The organism is Nonomuraea fastidiosa, assembly GCF_042751225.1.
In the GTDB taxonomy this organism is placed as follows: Bacteria; Actinomycetota; Actinomycetes; order Streptosporangiales; family Streptosporangiaceae; genus Nonomuraea; species Nonomuraea fastidiosa.
Genome location: NZ_CP170570.1, coordinates 1,926,162 through 1,941,590, shown reverse-complemented (window position 1 = coordinate 1,941,590; position 15,429 = coordinate 1,926,162). Strand labels below are relative to the sequence as shown.

The 15,429-nt window shown below is 70.5% G+C and carries 19 protein-coding genes; 13 read left to right on the top strand and 6 right to left on the bottom strand.

Going from position 1 to position 15,429, the window contains the following annotated elements:
* Positions 1-8: 8 nt before the first annotated feature.
* Both ACFMQL_RS08740 and ACFMQL_RS08735 read right to left on the bottom strand, forming a co-directional pair.
* A complete protein-coding gene (locus ACFMQL_RS08740; RefSeq protein ID WP_364068972.1) occupies positions 9-1,091 on the bottom strand; it encodes an ABC transporter substrate-binding protein in 1,083 nt (360 codons plus the stop codon).
* A 17-nt stretch (positions 1,092-1,108) separates the two neighbouring features.
* A complete protein-coding gene (locus ACFMQL_RS08735; protein ID WP_378785181.1) occupies positions 1,109-1,270 on the bottom strand; it encodes a hypothetical protein in 162 nt (53 codons plus the stop codon).
* Between the two features lie 174 nt (positions 1,271-1,444).
* Here ACFMQL_RS08735 and fdxA point away from each other — a divergent pair, with 174 nt between their 5' ends.
* From fdxA to ACFMQL_RS08720, 3 genes are all read left to right on the top strand, one after another.
* Positions 1,445-1,771 (top strand): ferredoxin, encoded by a 327-nt coding sequence (gene fdxA, locus ACFMQL_RS08730; protein WP_364068974.1) that lies wholly within the window; start codon positions 1,445-1,447, stop codon positions 1,769-1,771.
* Positions 1,772-1,861: 90 nt separating this feature from the next.
* Positions 1,862-2,932 (top strand): succinyldiaminopimelate transaminase, encoded by a 1,071-nt coding sequence (gene dapC, locus ACFMQL_RS08725; RefSeq protein WP_364068976.1) that lies wholly within the window; start codon positions 1,862-1,864, stop codon positions 2,930-2,932.
* Between the two features lie 94 nt (positions 2,933-3,026).
* A complete protein-coding gene (locus tag ACFMQL_RS08720) occupies positions 3,027-3,686 on the top strand; it encodes a DUF4178 domain-containing protein (RefSeq protein WP_364068978.1) in 660 nt (219 codons plus the stop codon).
* 124 nt (positions 3,687-3,810) lie between these two features.
* On the opposite strand, the gene ACFMQL_RS08715 is transcribed toward ACFMQL_RS08720, so the two are convergent.
* Complete coding sequence (locus ACFMQL_RS08715; protein ID WP_364068980.1) at positions 3,811-4,629, bottom strand: hypothetical protein; 819 nt, start codon at positions 4,627-4,629, stop codon at positions 3,811-3,813.
* A gap of 37 nt (positions 4,630-4,666) precedes the next feature.
* Here ACFMQL_RS08715 and ACFMQL_RS08710 point away from each other — a divergent pair, with 37 nt between their 5' ends.
* The 6 genes from ACFMQL_RS08710 (at position 4,667) to ACFMQL_RS08685 (ending at position 9,627) form a co-directional block, all read left to right on the top strand.
* Positions 4,667-5,500, top strand: a complete 834-nt coding sequence (locus tag ACFMQL_RS08710) for a 2,3,4,5-tetrahydropyridine-2,6-dicarboxylate N-succinyltransferase (RefSeq protein ID WP_364068982.1) — start codon at positions 4,667-4,669, stop codon at positions 5,498-5,500.
* The gene (gene dapE, locus ACFMQL_RS08705) at positions 5,500-6,555 is read left to right on the top strand and encodes a succinyl-diaminopimelate desuccinylase (protein WP_378785178.1); all 1,056 of its coding nucleotides are present in this window, start codon (positions 5,500-5,502) and stop codon (positions 6,553-6,555) included. Before ACFMQL_RS08710 ends, dapE begins: the two co-directional genes overlap by 1 nt.
* Positions 6,556-6,836: 281 nt before the next feature.
* On the top strand, positions 6,837-7,634 hold the full coding sequence (locus ACFMQL_RS08700) for a TIGR00730 family Rossman fold protein (protein ID WP_364068986.1): 798 nt from the start codon (positions 6,837-6,839) through the stop codon (positions 7,632-7,634).
* Between the two features lie 10 nt (positions 7,635-7,644).
* On the top strand, positions 7,645-8,229 hold the full coding sequence (locus ACFMQL_RS08695) for a TIGR00730 family Rossman fold protein (RefSeq protein ID WP_364068988.1): 585 nt from the start codon (positions 7,645-7,647) through the stop codon (positions 8,227-8,229).
* An 82-nt stretch (positions 8,230-8,311) separates the two neighbouring features.
* Complete coding sequence (locus tag ACFMQL_RS08690; RefSeq protein WP_378785176.1) at positions 8,312-9,079, top strand: hypothetical protein; 768 nt, start codon at positions 8,312-8,314, stop codon at positions 9,077-9,079.
* Entirely contained in the window at positions 9,076-9,627 is a 552-nt protein-coding gene (locus ACFMQL_RS08685; RefSeq protein ID WP_364068992.1) for a DNA-3-methyladenine glycosylase I, read from the top strand. The genes ACFMQL_RS08690 and ACFMQL_RS08685 overlap by 4 nt, the downstream gene beginning before the upstream one ends.
* A 167-nt stretch (positions 9,628-9,794) precedes the next feature.
* Here ACFMQL_RS08685 and ACFMQL_RS08680 read toward each other — a convergent pair whose 3' ends face one another.
* Both ACFMQL_RS08680 and ACFMQL_RS08675 read right to left on the bottom strand, forming a co-directional pair.
* On the bottom strand, positions 9,795-10,571 hold the full coding sequence (locus tag ACFMQL_RS08680) for an enoyl-CoA hydratase-related protein (protein WP_378785175.1): 777 nt from the start codon (positions 10,569-10,571) through the stop codon (positions 9,795-9,797).
* Complete coding sequence (locus ACFMQL_RS08675) at positions 10,568-11,365, bottom strand: PaaX family transcriptional regulator C-terminal domain-containing protein (protein ID WP_378785174.1); 798 nt, start codon at positions 11,363-11,365, stop codon at positions 10,568-10,570. Before ACFMQL_RS08675 ends, ACFMQL_RS08680 begins: the two co-directional genes overlap by 4 nt.
* 160 nt (positions 11,366-11,525) lie before the next feature.
* On the opposite strand from ACFMQL_RS08675, the gene ACFMQL_RS08670 reads away from it, so the two are divergent.
* Positions 11,526-11,693, top strand: a complete 168-nt coding sequence (locus tag ACFMQL_RS08670; protein WP_020545024.1) for a DUF3117 domain-containing protein — start codon at positions 11,526-11,528, stop codon at positions 11,691-11,693.
* Between the two features lie 82 nt (positions 11,694-11,775).
* Positions 11,776-13,182 (top strand): leucyl aminopeptidase, encoded by a 1,407-nt coding sequence (locus ACFMQL_RS08665; RefSeq protein WP_364068998.1) that lies wholly within the window; start codon positions 11,776-11,778, stop codon positions 13,180-13,182.
* A 156-nt stretch (positions 13,183-13,338) separates the two neighbouring features.
* Here the strand turns inward: ACFMQL_RS08665 and ACFMQL_RS08660 are convergent, their stop codons facing one another.
* Positions 13,339-13,977, bottom strand: a complete 639-nt coding sequence (locus ACFMQL_RS08660; RefSeq protein WP_364069000.1) for an O-methyltransferase — start codon at positions 13,975-13,977, stop codon at positions 13,339-13,341.
* A 182-nt stretch (positions 13,978-14,159) separates the two neighbouring features.
* On the opposite strand from ACFMQL_RS08660, the gene sigE reads away from it, so the two are divergent.
* Positions 14,160-14,792: an RNA polymerase sigma factor SigE gene (gene sigE, locus ACFMQL_RS08655; RefSeq protein WP_364069002.1), complete on the top strand. Its 633-nt coding sequence runs from the start codon at positions 14,160-14,162 to the stop codon at positions 14,790-14,792.
* 1 nt (position 14,793) lies between these two features.
* A complete protein-coding gene (locus ACFMQL_RS08650) occupies positions 14,794-15,324 on the top strand; it encodes a zf-HC2 domain-containing protein (RefSeq protein ID WP_364069004.1) in 531 nt (176 codons plus the stop codon).
* Positions 15,325-15,429: the final 105 nt, after the last annotated feature.

Genomic DNA, 15,429 nt, shown 5'->3' with positions numbered 1-15,429 from the left:
CATGGGACTCATCCCACACTCTTGGTCCATTCCCTCTTCAGGTACGCCTTCGCCGCATCCGTCTGCGGGATCGTCATGAGCACCGGCGGGCCGGGCGGCTTGGGCAGCTTGGCGGCCTGCTCGGTGTCGAGCGTGCCCTTCATCAGCATCGCCTCGCCGCGCGCCGGGCGGGCGAAGCCCTTCTGCAGGAGGTTCTGGCCCTCGTCGGAGAAGAGGAACTCCTGCCAGAGGCGGGCCGCGGCCGGATGCGGGGCCGCCTTGTTGATCGCCTGCACGTGGTAGCCGCCGAGCGCGGCCCCCTTGGGGATGACGACCTTCCACGCGTCGCCCTGCAGGGCGCTGCGCGCGGCGTTGAGGTGGTCCCACGAGACGACCACGTTGGCCTTGGACATGTCGGTCAGCCGACCGGCCTGCTTGAGCTTGGCGAACAGCTCCACGCCCTGCTCGGGCCTGGGTGCTCCTGAGGTGGACCCGGAGCTCATCGACGCCGCCATCACGCCGCCGAACGCCGCCGACGAGCGCAGCGGGTCGCCGTCGAGCGCGACGCGGTAGCCGGGCTTGAGCAGATCGGCGAAGGAGGCCGGCGGCTTGACCGCGCGCGGGTCGTAGCCGATCGACATGTAACCGCCGTAGGCGGCGTACCAGGCGCCCGACGGGTCCTTGACGTGGTCGGGCAGGTCCTGCCAGCCCTGCACCTTGTACGGCGCGAACTTGGCGGCCCCGTAGACCGCCATGTCCATGGTCAGGTCGAAGACGTCGGGTTTGAGCTGGGTGGCGACGTCGAGCTCGCGCTTGCTGTTCGCGGCGGGCTCGAGTTCGTTGATCTTGATGTCGTACTTGTCGGCGAAGGTGTCGAGGATCTCGCCGAAGTTCACCCAGTCGCGGGGCAGGGCGATGACGTTGAGCTCGCCTTCGCGCTGCGCGGCCTCGACGAGGCGCTCCATGGTGCCGAAGCCCGACTTCAGCGAGGTGGCCTTGACGTTGACGGGCGGCAGGTTCTTGTTCTCTGTGGTGGCGGTGTCGGTGGACGACGCGCCGCATCCGGCGCTGGCGAGGATGGCTGCTGCGGCGGCGCAGGTACGTACGGTCACAGATTGAATACTTACCGCTACATCCTCCCAGGTCGAGGAGGCGCGGCCGGTACGACCTTGGCTGCCACCAGCGTCTCCTCGGGGATCTCCACCACCGTGCCATCCCTTTTGCGGACCTTGAGAATCCCGTCCGACCACGACACGAGGATGCCCACCGCGTCACGAAACCCGCCGGGCACGCGCCTTCTGGTAGTGATCCGGGCGCCTATATCGTGACTTGTGATGGCGACGACGAGGCGTCCGGCCACGAGTTTGCCCCCCTCCGTTTCGGCCAGCGAGCAAGCACGGCAATACTAGGGCGTAGCAAACCGCGGTCAGAGTCATGCCATGGTGCGGAGAAGAAGGAGCTCGAGGTGACCTACGTCATCGCGCAGCCTTGCGTGGACGTCCTGGACAAGGCGTGCATCGAGGAGTGCCCCGTCGATTGCATCTACGAGGGCGAGCGCATGCTTTACATCCACCCCGACGAGTGCGTGGACTGCGGCGCGTGCGAGCCTGTGTGCCCCGTCGAGGCGATTTTCTATGAGGACGACCTTCCCGAGCAGTGGAAGGACTTCTACAAGGCGAACGTGGACTTCTTCGAGGACCTGGGCTCGCCCGGCGGCGCCTCGAAGGTCGGCAAGATCGAAAAGGACCACCCGATCGTGGCCGCCCTGCCGCCGCAGGGCGAGGGTCACTGACGATCGTTTCCTCGTCGTGCACGGGCGCATCCGGCCGGATGCGCCCCGTACGCGCGCGCCTCGTACGGCGACGCAACACCCTGGAGAACCGTGAACAACCTGCCTGACTTCCCTTGGGATCGGCTGGAGCCGTACAAGCAGCGCGCGCTGGCACACCCTGACGGCATCGTCGACCTCTCGGTCGGCACGCCCGTCGACCCCGTGCCGCAGATCGTCCAGGACGCGCTCATCGCGTCCGCGAACAGCCCCGGCTATCCGCTCACCCACGGCACCAAGGAGCTGCGCGAGGCCGCGGCCGGGTGGCTGGAGCGCAGGCATGGCGTGACCGTCGACCAGCGCGACGTGCTGCCGGTGATCGGCACCAAGGAGTTCGTCGCGTGGCTGCCCTCTTACCTGGGCGCCCGCAAGGTGGTCTTCCCCGAGCTGGCCTACCCCACCTACGACGTGGGCGCCAGGCTCGCCGGAGCCACGGGCATCGCCTCCGACAGCACGCTCGCGCTCGGTCCCGAGCGGGTCGATCTCATCTGGGTCAACTCCCCGGGCAACCCCACGGGCCGGGTGCTGCCCGCCGAGCACCTGCGCAAGGTCGTCGACTGGGCCCGCGAGCGCGGCGCCGTCGTGGCCTCCGACGAGTGCTACATCGAGCTCGGCTGGGAGGAGCGGCCCGTCTCGATCCTGCACCCCGACGTCTGCGGCGGCTCCCACGAGGGGCTGCTCGCCGTCCACTCGCTCTCCAAGCGCTCCAACCTGGCCGGCTACCGCGCCGGGTTCGTGACCGGCGACCCCGCCCTGGTCAAGCGGCTGCTGGAGATCCGCAAGCACGCCGGCATGCTGATGCCGAAGCCCGTACAGGCCGCCATGACGGTCGCGTTCGGCGACGACGAGCACGCCGACCGGCAGCGCGAGCGCTACGCCGCCCGCCGCGAGCTGCTGCGGCCCGCGCTGGAGAAGGCCGGCTGGACCATCGACCACTCGACGGCCGGGCTGTACTTCTGGGCCACGAACGGCCAGAGCGCCTGGGACCAGGTCGGCAAGCTTTCCGAAATCGGCATTTTGGTCGCGCCCGGTGAGTTCTACGGATCGGCAGGTGAGCGGCACATCCGGGTGGCGCTCACGGCCACCGATGAGCGGATCGCTGCGGCGGTGCGCCGCCTCCAGTAGGATCACCCGGCGAAGCCCGGCGGGAGCCGGGTTCGCGCGCATAAATTGATAAGGGCTTATGCCGAGGCAGACCGCGAGTGGAGCGAGCTGATCGATGAGCGTGACCTCCATGGTCGTTCTCGGGCTGAGCATCGCCACCGTCTTGCTGCTGCTTGGCGCCTTCTGGGCCACCCTGCGGCAGGACAGAAAGGGCCGCTCAAGCGCCGCCGCACCGGCCGAGGTCGCCTCAGTCGAGGCCCCGCTGGCGGCGCCGGTGAGCGTCCCTGGTCGAGCCGGCACCGACTACACCGACCCTCGCACGATCCAGGTCGGCGACCGGATCGAGGTGCACGGGTCGCCCGCGCGCGTGCTCGGCGCCATGCACATCTCCTGGCAGGGCCAGCAGTGGGTGGAGTTCCTGCTGCGCGACAGCTCGCGGCGGCTGCAGTGGCTCTCCGTCGAGGTGCGTCCCGGCGACCCGCCGCACCTTGAGGTGCAGCTCTGGAACGATGTGCCGACCCAGGGCATGGTCCCCGCCAAGAGCTCGCTGATCATGGAGGGCGTGGAGTTCCACCCCATCGAGCGGGGCACGGCGGCGTTCAGGAGCGAGGGCGACACCGGAAACCCCGACCGGGGGCTGCTCGACTTCGCCGACTACCGCGCCTCCGACGGGCGGCTGCTGTCTTTCGAGCGCATCCAGGGCCGCGCGTGGACCGCCGCCTACGCCCAGCCGCTGCCGCCCGGCTCGATCTCGATCGTCCGCCGCGCGTCCTGACCCCCGGGACGGCTCGGGCCTCCTGATCACTCCGAACACGCCCGGAACAGGGCGCGCGCCCCGACCTGTCACGACAGGCGGGTGCGCGTCCTGACCTGTCACGACAGACCGCGCGTGTCGACCATCACGACAGCTCGACGCGGCGGGTACCGGCCGTGCCGCCGTCCTGCCAGCCGTCGGCCTCGATGTCGTTGAGCCAGGTGGCGCCGTTGTAGCCGACGCGGGTGATCGCGTACTTCTCGGCGTGGGCCACCGACCAGGCCGCCACCAGCCAGCCGCGCCGCTTGCTGGTGATCGCGGTGCTGCCCAGGGCCCTGGCGAGCTGTTTGCGCGCGGCGGCGGTGCGCGGCTTCGGCGCGGGGGTCTTGTCGGTCGGATACCAGCAGTCCACGGCCCGCGGCACCCGGCCGGTGAAGGCGGCGGCGAGGATCTTCGCATCGCCCTCGTGCGGCGCGTACGCGTAGCCGCCCGCCGACCGCTGCACCGCCTGCGCCGCGTCCGCCAGCGGCATCTTGTGGTAGTCCTTCACCTTGACCAGCGCGGCGAAGAACTTGTTGGTGGCGTAGACCGGGTCCTGGAGCTGCTTCTTCGTGCCCCAGCCCTGCGAGGGCCGCTGCTGGAACACGCCCACCGAGTCGCGGTCGCCGTAGTCGAGGTTGAGCAGCTTCGACTCCTGCAGCGCGGTGCCGTACGCGATGACCACGGCACGCTCGGGCAGCCGCCGCCGCGCCGCCACGGCCGCGATGGTCGCGGAGATCTGCGCCTGCTCGGGGGAGAGCGTCAGCACCCCCTCAGGCGTCTTGACCACGCAGAACGGCTCCTCCTGCACCGCGAGGCGGGGCGTCCGCTTCAGCAGGTGGTACAGGCCCACGGACACGCCGACGGCGAGCACGGCAACGATGATCGCGATGGTGATGACTGCACGGGAGAAGCGCGGGCGCACGCAGGAAAACCTACCCGGCCGGATAAGCTCCCAGGGCATGAGCAACGTGCGCACGACGTCTCCGCTGCCCGCCGCGGTGGACGAGCTCTGGGAGCGCAGGGCCGAGCTGTCGCCCGCCGACGCCGAGGCCCGGCACCTCGTGGTGAGCGCGATCGACCTGCTCGACCGGGGCGAGGCCAGGGTCGCGAGGCTCGTGGACGGCGAGGTCGTGGTGGACGAGCGGGCCAAGCGCGCGATCCTGCTCGGTTTCAAGGTGCTCGGCATGACGCGCTCGCAGGTCGGCGACTTCCACCACCACGACAGGGTGCCGCTGAAGAGCTCGCTCGAGGGCGTGCGCGTGGTGCCCGGCGCGATCGCGCGGTGGGGCGCGTACATCGCGCCCGGCGTGGTGCTCATGCCGTCGTTCACCAACATCGGCGCGTACGTCGACGAGGGCACGATGGTCGACACCTGGGCCACGGTCGGCTCCTGCGCCCAGATCGGCAAGAACGTGCACCTGTCGGGCGGCGTCGGCATCGGCGGCGTGCTGGAGCCGCCGAACGCGGTGCCGGTGGTCATCGAGGACGGCGCGCTGATCGGCAGCCGGGCGATGATCGTCGAGGGCGCCAGGGTCGGCGAGGGCGCGGTCGTCGGCGCGGGAACGATCCTGTCCGCGTCGATGCCGGTGATCGACGTCGAGACCGGTGAGGAGCTGTCCCGCGGCGTGATCCCGCCGTGGTGCGTGGCGGTGGGCGGCACGCGGCAGAAAGAGTTCCCCGGAGGCACGTTCGGCCTGCCGTGCGTGCTGGTGCTCAAGCGCCTGGAGCCGGGGAGCAGGCACGACAAGGCGGCGCTCAACGATGTGCTGCGCGAACACGGAGTGAACACCTGATGCTTGACCTGACCCAGGACGTACGCGACCTGACCGCCGCGATCGTGGACATCGAGTCCGTCAGCGGCGGCGAGAAGGCGCTGGCCGACGAGGTCGAGCGAGCGCTCGCCGCGCTGCCGCACCTCAAGGTGACCCGGTCGGGCGAGACGGTCGTGGCCCGCACCGAGCTGGGGCGCTCCGAGCGCGTGCTGATCGCGGGACACCTCGACACCGTCCCCGTCGCCGGCAACCTGCCCAGCAGGGTCGAGGGCGACCTGCTCTACGGCTGCGGCACCACCGACATGAAGGCGGGCGTGGCCGTCGCGCTCAAGCTCGCCGCCACCCTGCCCGCGCCCAACCGCGACGTCACCTACGTCTTCTACGACTGCGAGGAGGTCGAGGCCGAGCGCAACGGGCTCGGCAGGGTCGCGCGTGAGCACGCCGACTGGCTGGCCGCCGACTTCGCGGTGCTGATGGAGCCCACCGACGGCGTCATCGAGGGCGGCTGCCAGGGCACGCTGCGCGCCGAGGTCATGGTGACCGGCAAGCGGGCGCACAGCGCGCGCTCGTGGTTCGGGGTCAACGCCATCCACGGCATCGAGCCGGTGCTGGCCAGGCTCAACGCGTACGAGCCGCGCCGGCCGGTGGTCGACGGGCTCGAATACCACGAGGGGCTCAACGCGGTGGGCGTACGCGGCGGCGTGGCCGGCAACGTCATCCCCGACCTGTGCGTGGTGAGCGTCAACTACCGCTTCGCGCCCGACCTGTCGATCAAGGAGGCCGAGCAGCACGTACGCGAGGTCTTCGACGGCTTCGCGGTGAACATCGTGGACGCGGCACCCGCGGCGCGGCCGGGGCTGACGCACCCGGTGGCGGCGGCGTTAACGGCGGCGGTCGGCGGCGAGCCGCGCGCCAAGCTGGGCTGGACCGACGTCGCCCGCTTCTCCGCGCTCGGCGTGCCGGCCGTCAACTACGGCCCTGGCGACCCCAACCTCGCGCACCAGCAGGGCGAGTACGTGTCGCTGCAGAAGATCGTGGAAAGCGAGCGCGCGATGCTCGACTGGCTGTCCGCCTGACACGGCCACCGGGACTCTTCCAACGGGCCCCTCACGTGAAAGTGGCCTTCCTCGCCGGCCATTTGGCGGGGAAGACCACTTTCAGTCCCGAGCAGCACCCTCGCCGATTAGACGCGGGCGGGCCGAAATCTGGTTCCCTGCTTCTTACAAGTTTTTTCAGAACGCCTTCCCACCTCCGCCACCTGCGGTTTCGTCCCCGGCACGCATGCTGGAGACGCGCAGGGGCGGCGAGGAGGCCGAGCTCGGACCGGCCACGCACGAGAAGGGCTAGCGTGATCCGCATGGAAAAGATCCGTCGAGAACGCCGACAGGGCCAGGCTTTCGTGCGCGGCAGCCTCGTCCCCCGCTCCACCCACGACCAGCGGCTGCTCGCCCCCCAGGGGCCGACCGACTGGGTGCACATGGACCCGTGGCGGGTCCTGCGCATCCAGGCCGAGTTCGTGGAGGGCTTCGGCCAGCTCGCCGAGCTTCCTCCGGCCGTGACCGTCTTCGGCTCGGCCCGTACGTCCCCCGACTCGACCGACTACGCGCTGGGCCGTGCGCTCGGCCGCAAGCTCGCCGAGGCCGGTTACGCGGTGATCACCGGCGGCGGGCCCGGCGTCATGGAGTCGGCCAACCGGGGCGCGAGCGAGGTCGACGGCGCGATCTCGGTGGGGCTCGGCATCGAGCTGCCGTTCGAGCAGCGCATGAACGACTACGTCGATCTCGGCATCGAGTTCCGCTACTTCTTCGTCCGCAAGACGATGTTCGTCAAGTACTCCTGCGGCTTCATCACGCTGCCCGGCGGCTTCGGCACGCTGGACGAGCTGTTCGAGGCGCTCACGCTGGTGCAGACCCAGAAGGTCACCTCGTTCCCCGTCGTGCTGCTCGGCAGCGAGTTCTGGGGCGGGCTGATCGACTGGATCAAGAGCCAGCTGCTCGGCACCGGCAAGATCGCCGCCCAGGACCTCGACCTGATCACCGTCACCGACGACCCCGACGAGGCCGTGCGCATCATCGTCGAGTCCGACCGGGCCCGCTCCCGGCAGCGTGAGGAGGAGATCGCGGCCGCCGCGGCGCAGCACGCGGAGCCTCAATAGGCTCGGCGGCGTGAACATCTGTGTCTACTGCGCCTCCAGCCAGACCATCCACGCCAAATACATCGAGCTGGCCGCCCGTGTCGGCACCGAGCTGGCCCGGCGGGGCCACACGCTGGTCAGCGGCGGCGGCTCCGTGTCCTGCATGGGCGCCGTCACCGCGGCCGCCCGCGCCGCAGGCGGCCGGACGATCGGCGTGATCCCCCAGGTCCTGATGGACATGGAGGTGGCGGACGAGGAATCGGACGAGCTGATCGTCACCGACGGCATGCGCGAGCGCAAGGGCGTCATGGACGCACGCTCCGACGCGTTCCTCGTGCTGCCCGGCGGCATCGGGACGCTGGAGGAGCTGTTCGAGATCTGGAGCGCCCGGGTGCTCGGCATCCACGACCGCCCGCTGGTGCTGCTCGACCCCTTCGGCCTGTACGACCCGCTCAAGGCGCTGGTCGAGCGCATGTACGACGAGGGCTTCACCCGTCCCGACGTGTTCGACGCCATCTCGTGGACCACGACGGTCGAGGAGGCGTTCGCGCACCTCGAAGGGCGTGCGCAGCCGGTCAGACCGAGCGTCGCCGAGCTGGGCGAGGCGTCCGGCTGACCGGTGTCCGCGCCGCCCGGTGACGTACCGGTTGCGGCATGTGCGGGACCTCGTGCCCCGATGCAATGAGTACGATGCCCATGTGCTGGTCATACTCGCCATCGCCGCCATCGCCATCCTGGTCTGCGTGGTCCTGGTCTCCCTGGGCAAGGGCGGTGAGCTGACCGAGTTCCCGCCCGACGTGCCCTCGCTCGACCTGCCGGAGGCCGGGCAGCTCACGGCGGCCGACGTCATGGCCATCCACCTGCCGGTCAACCTGGTCGGCTACCACACGCAGAGCGTCGACGAGACGCTGCGCAGGGCCGCGGGGGCGATCAGCGCGCGCGACAACCGCATCGCGGTGCTGGAGCAGCGGGTCTCCGAGCTGCTGTCCAACCGGCTGTACGCGCGGCAGGAGAGCTACGCCGCGCCGGGCGCCGGGCCGCGCACCGAGCACGCACCCGAGGCCCCTGCCGTGTCCCGGGAGCTGCCGGAGTCGGGCGACCCGGTGACCTCCAGCGGCGCCTCGGTGTCGTGGGACGGCGGGGCCCGGCTGACCAGCCCGCCTGAGGACCCGGAGTGGCGGGTGCCCGGCGTTCAGACTCAGCATCAGGCGGACGCCCGGGCGGAGGCTCCGGGCGAGCCCGTCGGTGAGACGGAGGCCGGCGGCGAGGCCGGCGATCAGGCCGCCGACACGACCGACACGACCGAGGCGGCACAGGCGAAGGCCGACGAGAAGGCCGACGAGAAGGCTGGCGAGAAGGCTGGCGACAATGCTGGCGACAAGGCCGAGGAGAAGGACGGCGAGCCGGAGCGCGATGCGTCCGTGCGGGCCGGGCTCAACGGCCAGGAGGATGATCAGGGCAAGTGACCGAGCCGATCCGCTGCGCATGGGCCGGTCTGTCCGACCCGATGTACCTCGAGTACCACGACAAGGAGTGGGGCCGCCCGCTCAAGGGCGATGACGCGGTCTTCGAGCGGGTGTCGCTCGAGGCGTTCCAGTCGGGCCTGTCGTGGCTGACGATCCTGCGCAAGCGGGAGAACTTCCGCGCCGCCTTCGACGGCTTCTCGATCCCGAAGGTGGCCGCGTACACGGGCAAGGACGTCGAGCGGCTGCTCGGCGACGCGGGCATCGTACGCAACCGCGCCAAGATCGAGGCCGCCATCACCAACGCCAGGGCCGCGCTCGACCTGCCCGGCGGCCTGTCGGAGCTGGTGTGGCGGTACGCCGAGCCCGACAGGCCCGCGCCGCGCACCATGGCCGACGTGCCGGCCGCCACGCCAGGCTCGAAGGCGCTGGCCAAGGAGCTGAAGCGGCACGGGTTCGTGTTCGTCGGCCCGACCACCGCCTACGCGCTCATGCAGGCGATCGGGCTGGTCAACGACCACCTCGCGGACTGCGTCGCGCGTAGGTGGTGAGCGCGACGGCGTGGCTGCGCTTGGAGCCGTGACGGGCTCGAAGGCGCCCGCTGTGCCGTCGCCGGTGTGATCCCGCCCGCCGGCGGCCCATACGCGTCTCCACGGCCACCCTGGCCCCGTCGGGCAGGTGACCGCCGGCCCCGCCGAGGTGCACCCGTACCGGCCGGTCACTCTCCGCTGAACGTCGGCTGCTCCTTGGCGAGGAAGGCGCGTGTGGCGTTGCGGTGGTCCTGGGTGGCGGCGCACTGGTCCTGCAGGTCGGCCTCCAGGGCGAGCGAGTCGGCGAGGGCGTGCGTGGCGGCGTAGGCGAGCGCCCGCTTCGTGGCCGCGTACGCCAGCGTGGGTCCCTGCGCGAGGCGTGCGGCGAGGTCCGTCGCGGCCTTCATGACGTCGTCGGCGGGCACCACGCGGTTGACCAGGCCCAGCTCGAGCGCGCGGGCGGCGTCGATCGCCTCGCCCAGCAGCATCAGCTCGGCGGCGCGGCCATGCCCGACCAGGCGCTGCAACGTCCACGACGCGCCCGAGTCCGGCGCGAGCCCGATCCCGGCGAACGCCAGCGCGAACTTCGCCCGCTCCGAGGCCACCCGCAGGTCGCAGGCGAAGGCCAGCGACGCGCCCGCGCCCGCGGCCACGCCGTTGACGGCGGCCACCACCGGCTTCGGCATCGTGCTGATCAGCTCGATGATCGGGTTGTAGTGCAGGCGCACGGTGTTGGCCAGGCCGCGCCCCGACTCCAGGTTGTCGGCGTGCTCGCGCAGGTCCTGGCCCGCGCAGAAGGCCCGGCCCGAGCCGGTCAGCAGCACCGCCCTGACCGCGCGGTCGTGCGCGGCCTTGCGCAGCGCGTCGTGCAGCGCCTGCTTGGCCTCGACGGTCAGCGAGTTCATCGCCTCCGGCCGGTCGAGCGTGATGGTGGCGACGGCGTCGGCCACGTCGTAGCGGATCACATCAACTCCCTGTCGACGAACGCGGCGGCCGCGGGCAGCAGCCTGGCGGCCTCCTGCTCGAAGAAGGCCCTCGCCTTCTCGCCCGGCCAGCCCGGCGGCAGCAGCTCGGGCGGCAGGCCGGGGTCGCGGAACAGGAAGTTGCGCCACCCGTGCACGAGCCTGCTGCGGGTGGCGAACACCTGATCGGGCGGCGCCTCTTCTGGCAGCGTGCTGATCAGCGTGACAGCCTCGGCCAGCCAGTGCTCGTACGCCTCGCCGATGGCGTCGAGATCCCATGCCCTGGCCACCAGCTCGCGCGGATCGCCTTCGAGCGCCGCGTCGAACCTGTCGGCCCGCACTCCTTCGCTCTCCAGCAGGTTGTCCAGCTCGATCGAGGAGCGCGGGCCGATCCACGTCGTCTCCGACAGCGACGCGTACCCCAGGAAGGTCAGATCCGCCCTGAGCCGCTCCCTGCGCTGCCGCTCCTTCACCGGCTCGAAGACGATGACGTGCCAGCGTCCGTGCCAGGTGAGGGTTCCAGCTCGGTAAATTCTCAGCGCGGCCTCATCAAGCCGTCTGACGCACTTCGGGGTCAGCCCGTAGCCCGCTCCCTGCGGCAGCCTCACCGGTCTCAGCCATCCCTGACGCACCATCCGCGACACCGCCGTACGCACCGCGGGAGCCGCGATTTCCAGGGGTTTCATGAGACGTACGAGGGCGGCTATGGTGGCCTGCCCGCCGCGGGAACGCAGGTGATCTCCGTAGAGGTCGAACAGAGCGGCGCGAGCGTGCACGAAGTCCAGTTTGGACGCCATCGCCTGGCTCGACAACGCATTCTGGGAGGAGATCGTTACCCATGAGCGCTCTCGATGCGGGAGAATAGGACATCACAGAAGACGTGAATGCGCCGGCCACCCTCCCGGGGTGGTCGGAAATCGCGGGCCGCGGGAGCCCAAGGCAGGAAGGGATACACGCATGGCGGCGATGAAGCCGCGGACCGGCGATGGTCCGCTCGAGGTCACCAAGGAAGGGCGCGGCATTGTCATGCGAGTCCCTCTGGAGGGTGGCGGCCGGCTCGTCGTGGAGATCTCCGCCGACGAGGCCAAGGCGCTCGGTGAGGCGTTGAAGAACGTCGTCGGCTGAGCGCTCCCCGGAGGAAGACCCTTGTTCTACGACCCTGGCGTGGCCACGACGCCAGGGTCGCTCACGTTTGAGGAGAGGTTCCGTGCCCATTGAGACCACTGCTTCGGTGGTCACCGAGGTTCCAGGCGACGCCGAACTGCTGGCCGTCCCCTACGACTCCGATCTCAGCCCGTCCGTCGAGCTGCCGCTTCCGGCCGCGGACCTGCTCGCGCACTACAACGCCAAGGGCGAGGCAGGCGAGATCGTCGAGGTGCCGGTCGCGCGGTCCGGCGGCGTGGGCCGGGTCCTGCTGTACGGCGTCGGCGACGGCTCACCGCGCGACCTGCGCACGGCCGCCGCCGCGCTGACCAGGAAGGTCAAGGGCAGGGAGACGCTGACCGTGGTGCCGCCGTCCGCGGACGACCTCTCACCGTTCGCGGAGGCGGCGCTGCTGGCGGCGTACACCTTCAAGATCGGCAAGCCGGGCAAGGAGCCGGTGCGGTCGCTCGTGTTCGCAGGGGCGGACGAGGGCCAGGTACGGCGCGCGGAGACCGTCGCGCAGGCCGTGGCCTTCGCTCGCGACCTGGCCAACACGCCGTCGTCGGTGAAGAACCCCGCCTGGCTCGCCGAGCGGGCTCAGGAGACCGGCCTGCCCGTCGAGGTGTGGGACGAGGAGCGGCTGCGGGCCGACGGCTTCGGCGGCATCCTCGCCGTCGGCCAGGGCTCGGCCAGCCCTCCGAGGCTCATCAAGCTCTCCTACACCCCCGACGAGCCGGCCACCCGGCACGTCGTGCTGGTCGGCAAGGGCATCACGTTCGACTCGGGCGGGCTGTCGCTCAAGCCGACCGACAACATGAAGACCCAGAAGACCGATATGGCGGGCGGTGCGGTCGTCATCGCCGTGCTGAAGGCGCTGGCCGCGCTCAAGGCCCCCGTACGCGTCACCGGCCTGGTCGCCGCCGCCGAGAACATGCCGTCGGGCACCGCGCAGCGGCCCAGCGACGTGATCACCCACTACGGCGGCCGCACGGTCGAGGTGCTCAACACCGACGCCGAAGGCCGGCTGGTGCTGGCCGACGCGCTGGCGTACGCCGACGCCGTGCTCGACCCCGACGCGGTGGTCGACATCGCCACGCTCACCGGCGCCATCACGGTCGCGCTCGGCCGCGCCTACGGCGCCGTCTACTCCTCCGACGACGAGCTCGCCGAGCGGCTCGTGGCGGCGGGGCAGGCGGCCGACGACCGGCTGTGGCGGATGCCGCTGGTCGAGGACTACCGGCCCGCGCTGGACTCGCAGATCGCCGACCTCGCCAACGTCGAGTCCGGCAACAAGTTCGGCGGCGGGTCGATCACGGCGGCGCTGTTCCTGCGGGAGTTCGCGGGCAAGCGGCCGTGGGCGCACCTCGACATCGCGGGCGTGGGGCGCAGCACGGCCGACGAGGGCACCCTCACCAAGGGCGCGACCGGCTTCGGCGTACGCGTGCTGCTGGAGTGGCTCACCAAGAGCTGACGGGCACCACCCGCCGGCCGGGCTCACCGGGCCGGCGGGCGCCGCGCCCGGGGGCGAAGGCCCGACGGGCGCCGCGCTCGGGAGCGGAGGCCGGCCGCCGGCCCCTTGAGGCGGTTCGCCTGGGCCGGCGGGTCAGCCGGAGCTTGCAGTCCTGGATCAGTCGGAGATCTTCACGGCGGCCAGCAGGCCGTCGCCGAGCGGCATGAGCACCGAGCGCAGCCGCTCGTCCGACTGCACGAGCTTGCCGACCTCGCGCAGCGCCACCGTGTCGGTGTCGCGCTGCGCCGGGTCGGCCACGCGGTTGTGCCACAACATGTTGTCGAAGGCCACGATGCCGCCCACCCGCAGCAGGCGCACGGCCTCGGCCAGATAGTCGGCGTACTCCTGCTTGGCGCCGTCGGCGAAGACCATGTCGTACCCGCCGTCGGACAATCGCGGCAGCACGTCCAGCGCGCGTCCTGAGATGAGCCGCACCCTGCTGCCGGAGAACCCGGCCTCTGTGAACGCCTGACGGGCCAGCCGCTGGTGCTCGGGCTCGACGTCCACGCTCGTCAATGTGCCGTCAGAACGCATGCCGCGCAGCAGCCACAGCCCCGACACGCCGCAGCCCGTGCCGATCTCGACGACCGACTTGGCGTTGATGACGGTCGCCAGGAAGCACAGGGCGGCGCCGCCGCCGGGAAGGATGGGTGTGGCACCCATCTCCAGCCCGCGCTGCCGCGCCGCGTGCAAGATCTCATCCTCGTGATGGAACTGCTCCGCATAGGCCAGAGTGGCCTCCACCGGAGTGGTCATCGGCCTCCTCCCCCACTTTCATGCGATAGGTCGCGAGGTATACGCGTGATTGGCACCGATCGCAGCCTAGGGGAGACACGCCGGGACGGGAACTCAAGAGGGCATCGAGGCGTTGCAGGTTTAAACGGGCTTTGCCGGTCCGGAAGGCAGGCAGTGCGCACGAAGGGACGAAACCAGGCACTATGGCGGTAGCGGTGGTCCCAGAGAGAGGAGTTCTGGTGGACGAGAGCGACCACCAGACCGATACTCCGGTGTCGTCCGAGTGGACGCCTCCCACCTGGGAGGAAGTGGTGCGGACGCACTCCGCGCGCGTGTATCGGCTGGCATACCGGCTGACCGGCAATGTCCATGACGCCGAAGACCTGACGCAGGAGGTCTTCGTCCGGGTCTTCAGGTCGCTGTCGAGTTACACCCCGGGCACGTTCGAGGGGTGGCTGCACCGGATCACGACCAACCTGTTCCTCGACATGGCGCGGCGCAAGCAGCGCATCAGGTTCGAGGGGCTCGCCGACGACGCCGCTGAGCGGCTGCGCGGTCGTGAGCCGTCCCCGGCTCAGGCGTTCGACGACGCCCACCTGGAGCCCGACATCCAAGACGCCCTCGACGCGCTCGCCCCCGAGTTCCGGGCCGCGATCGTGCTGTGTGACATCGAGGGCCTTTCTTACGAGGAGATCGCGGCCACGCTCGGCGTCAAGCTGGGTACGGTCCGAAGCCGTATCCACCGTGGCCGGGCGCAGTTGCGGGAGGCTCTCGATCACCGAGCCCCCCGTAATACTCAACTCCCCCCGACCGTGATCCGTGGGGAGGAGATCTGACATGGCTCATTTGGGAGAACGCGCTTCCGCGCTTGTCGATGGAGAGCTGAGCCACACCGAGCGCGAACGCGCGCTGGCTCATCTGACTTTCTGTGCTGACTGTCGTCGTGAAGTCGAGTCGGTAAGGGCGCTGAAGTCCCGCCTGCGCTCGCTTGAGATGCCGGCGATGCCGGCCGACCTGACGATGTCCCTGCTTCGCATGGCGGAGCCCGGCGGCCCGTTGCCGCCGCGGGAACGCCCTTTTCCAACCCGTACGTTCGGGGGAGTGCCCATCCCCGGGCCGCACACGATCGCCCCCCTCGACAACCGTCCGCGGCGCGACGGCAGTGGCGGGGCTTCGGGACCTGGCCGCGGTGGTAGCCGGCGGCGTTCCACGTACGTGGCGGTCGGCGTGGTTTCGGCGGCCGTGGCGCTCGGCACCTTCTTCGCCGCGAGCGGAATCGGGCAGAACAATCCCGCTCCTCCGGTTGAACTGTTCCAGCAGCAGGCCCGTACTACGCCTACGAACGCCTCATCCAACGCCACACCTTGACCTCGGGGTCACCACGTTGATGCCGGCGGACATTCGGTTGGCGTAGTCGGCGGCAGAGCGGGCATACGATCTGGGTTCGGGAATTGTCACAGGCAAGTCCTGACA

Excerpts from the sequence above, each read along its gene's own strand:
- ACFMQL_RS08650 (WP_364069004.1), top strand. The coding sequence starts at position 14,794 with ATGGCTCATTTGGGAGAACGCGCTTCCGCGCTTGTCGATGGAGAGCTG.
- ACFMQL_RS08720 (WP_364068978.1), top strand. The coding sequence starts at position 3,027 with ATGAGCGTGACCTCCATGGTCGTTCTCGGGCTGAGCATCGCCACCGTC.
- ACFMQL_RS08700 (WP_364068986.1), top strand. The coding sequence starts at position 6,837 with ATGGAAAAGATCCGTCGAGAACGCCGACAGGGCCAGGCTTTCGTGCGC.
- ACFMQL_RS08675 (WP_378785174.1), bottom strand. The coding sequence starts at position 11,365 with ATGGCGTCCAAACTGGACTTCGTGCACGCTCGCGCCGCTCTGTTCGAC.
- ACFMQL_RS08660 (WP_364069000.1), bottom strand. The coding sequence starts at position 13,977 with ATGACCACTCCGGTGGAGGCCACTCTGGCCTATGCGGAGCAGTTCCAT.
- sigE (WP_364069002.1), top strand. The coding sequence starts at position 14,160 with ATGGCGGTAGCGGTGGTCCCAGAGAGAGGAGTTCTGGTGGACGAGAGC.
- dapE (WP_378785178.1), top strand. The coding sequence starts at position 5,500 with ATGCTTGACCTGACCCAGGACGTACGCGACCTGACCGCCGCGATCGTG.
- ACFMQL_RS08710 (WP_364068982.1), top strand. The coding sequence starts at position 4,667 with ATGAGCAACGTGCGCACGACGTCTCCGCTGCCCGCCGCGGTGGACGAG.
- ACFMQL_RS08670 (WP_020545024.1), top strand. The coding sequence starts at position 11,526 with ATGGCGGCGATGAAGCCGCGGACCGGCGATGGTCCGCTCGAGGTCACC.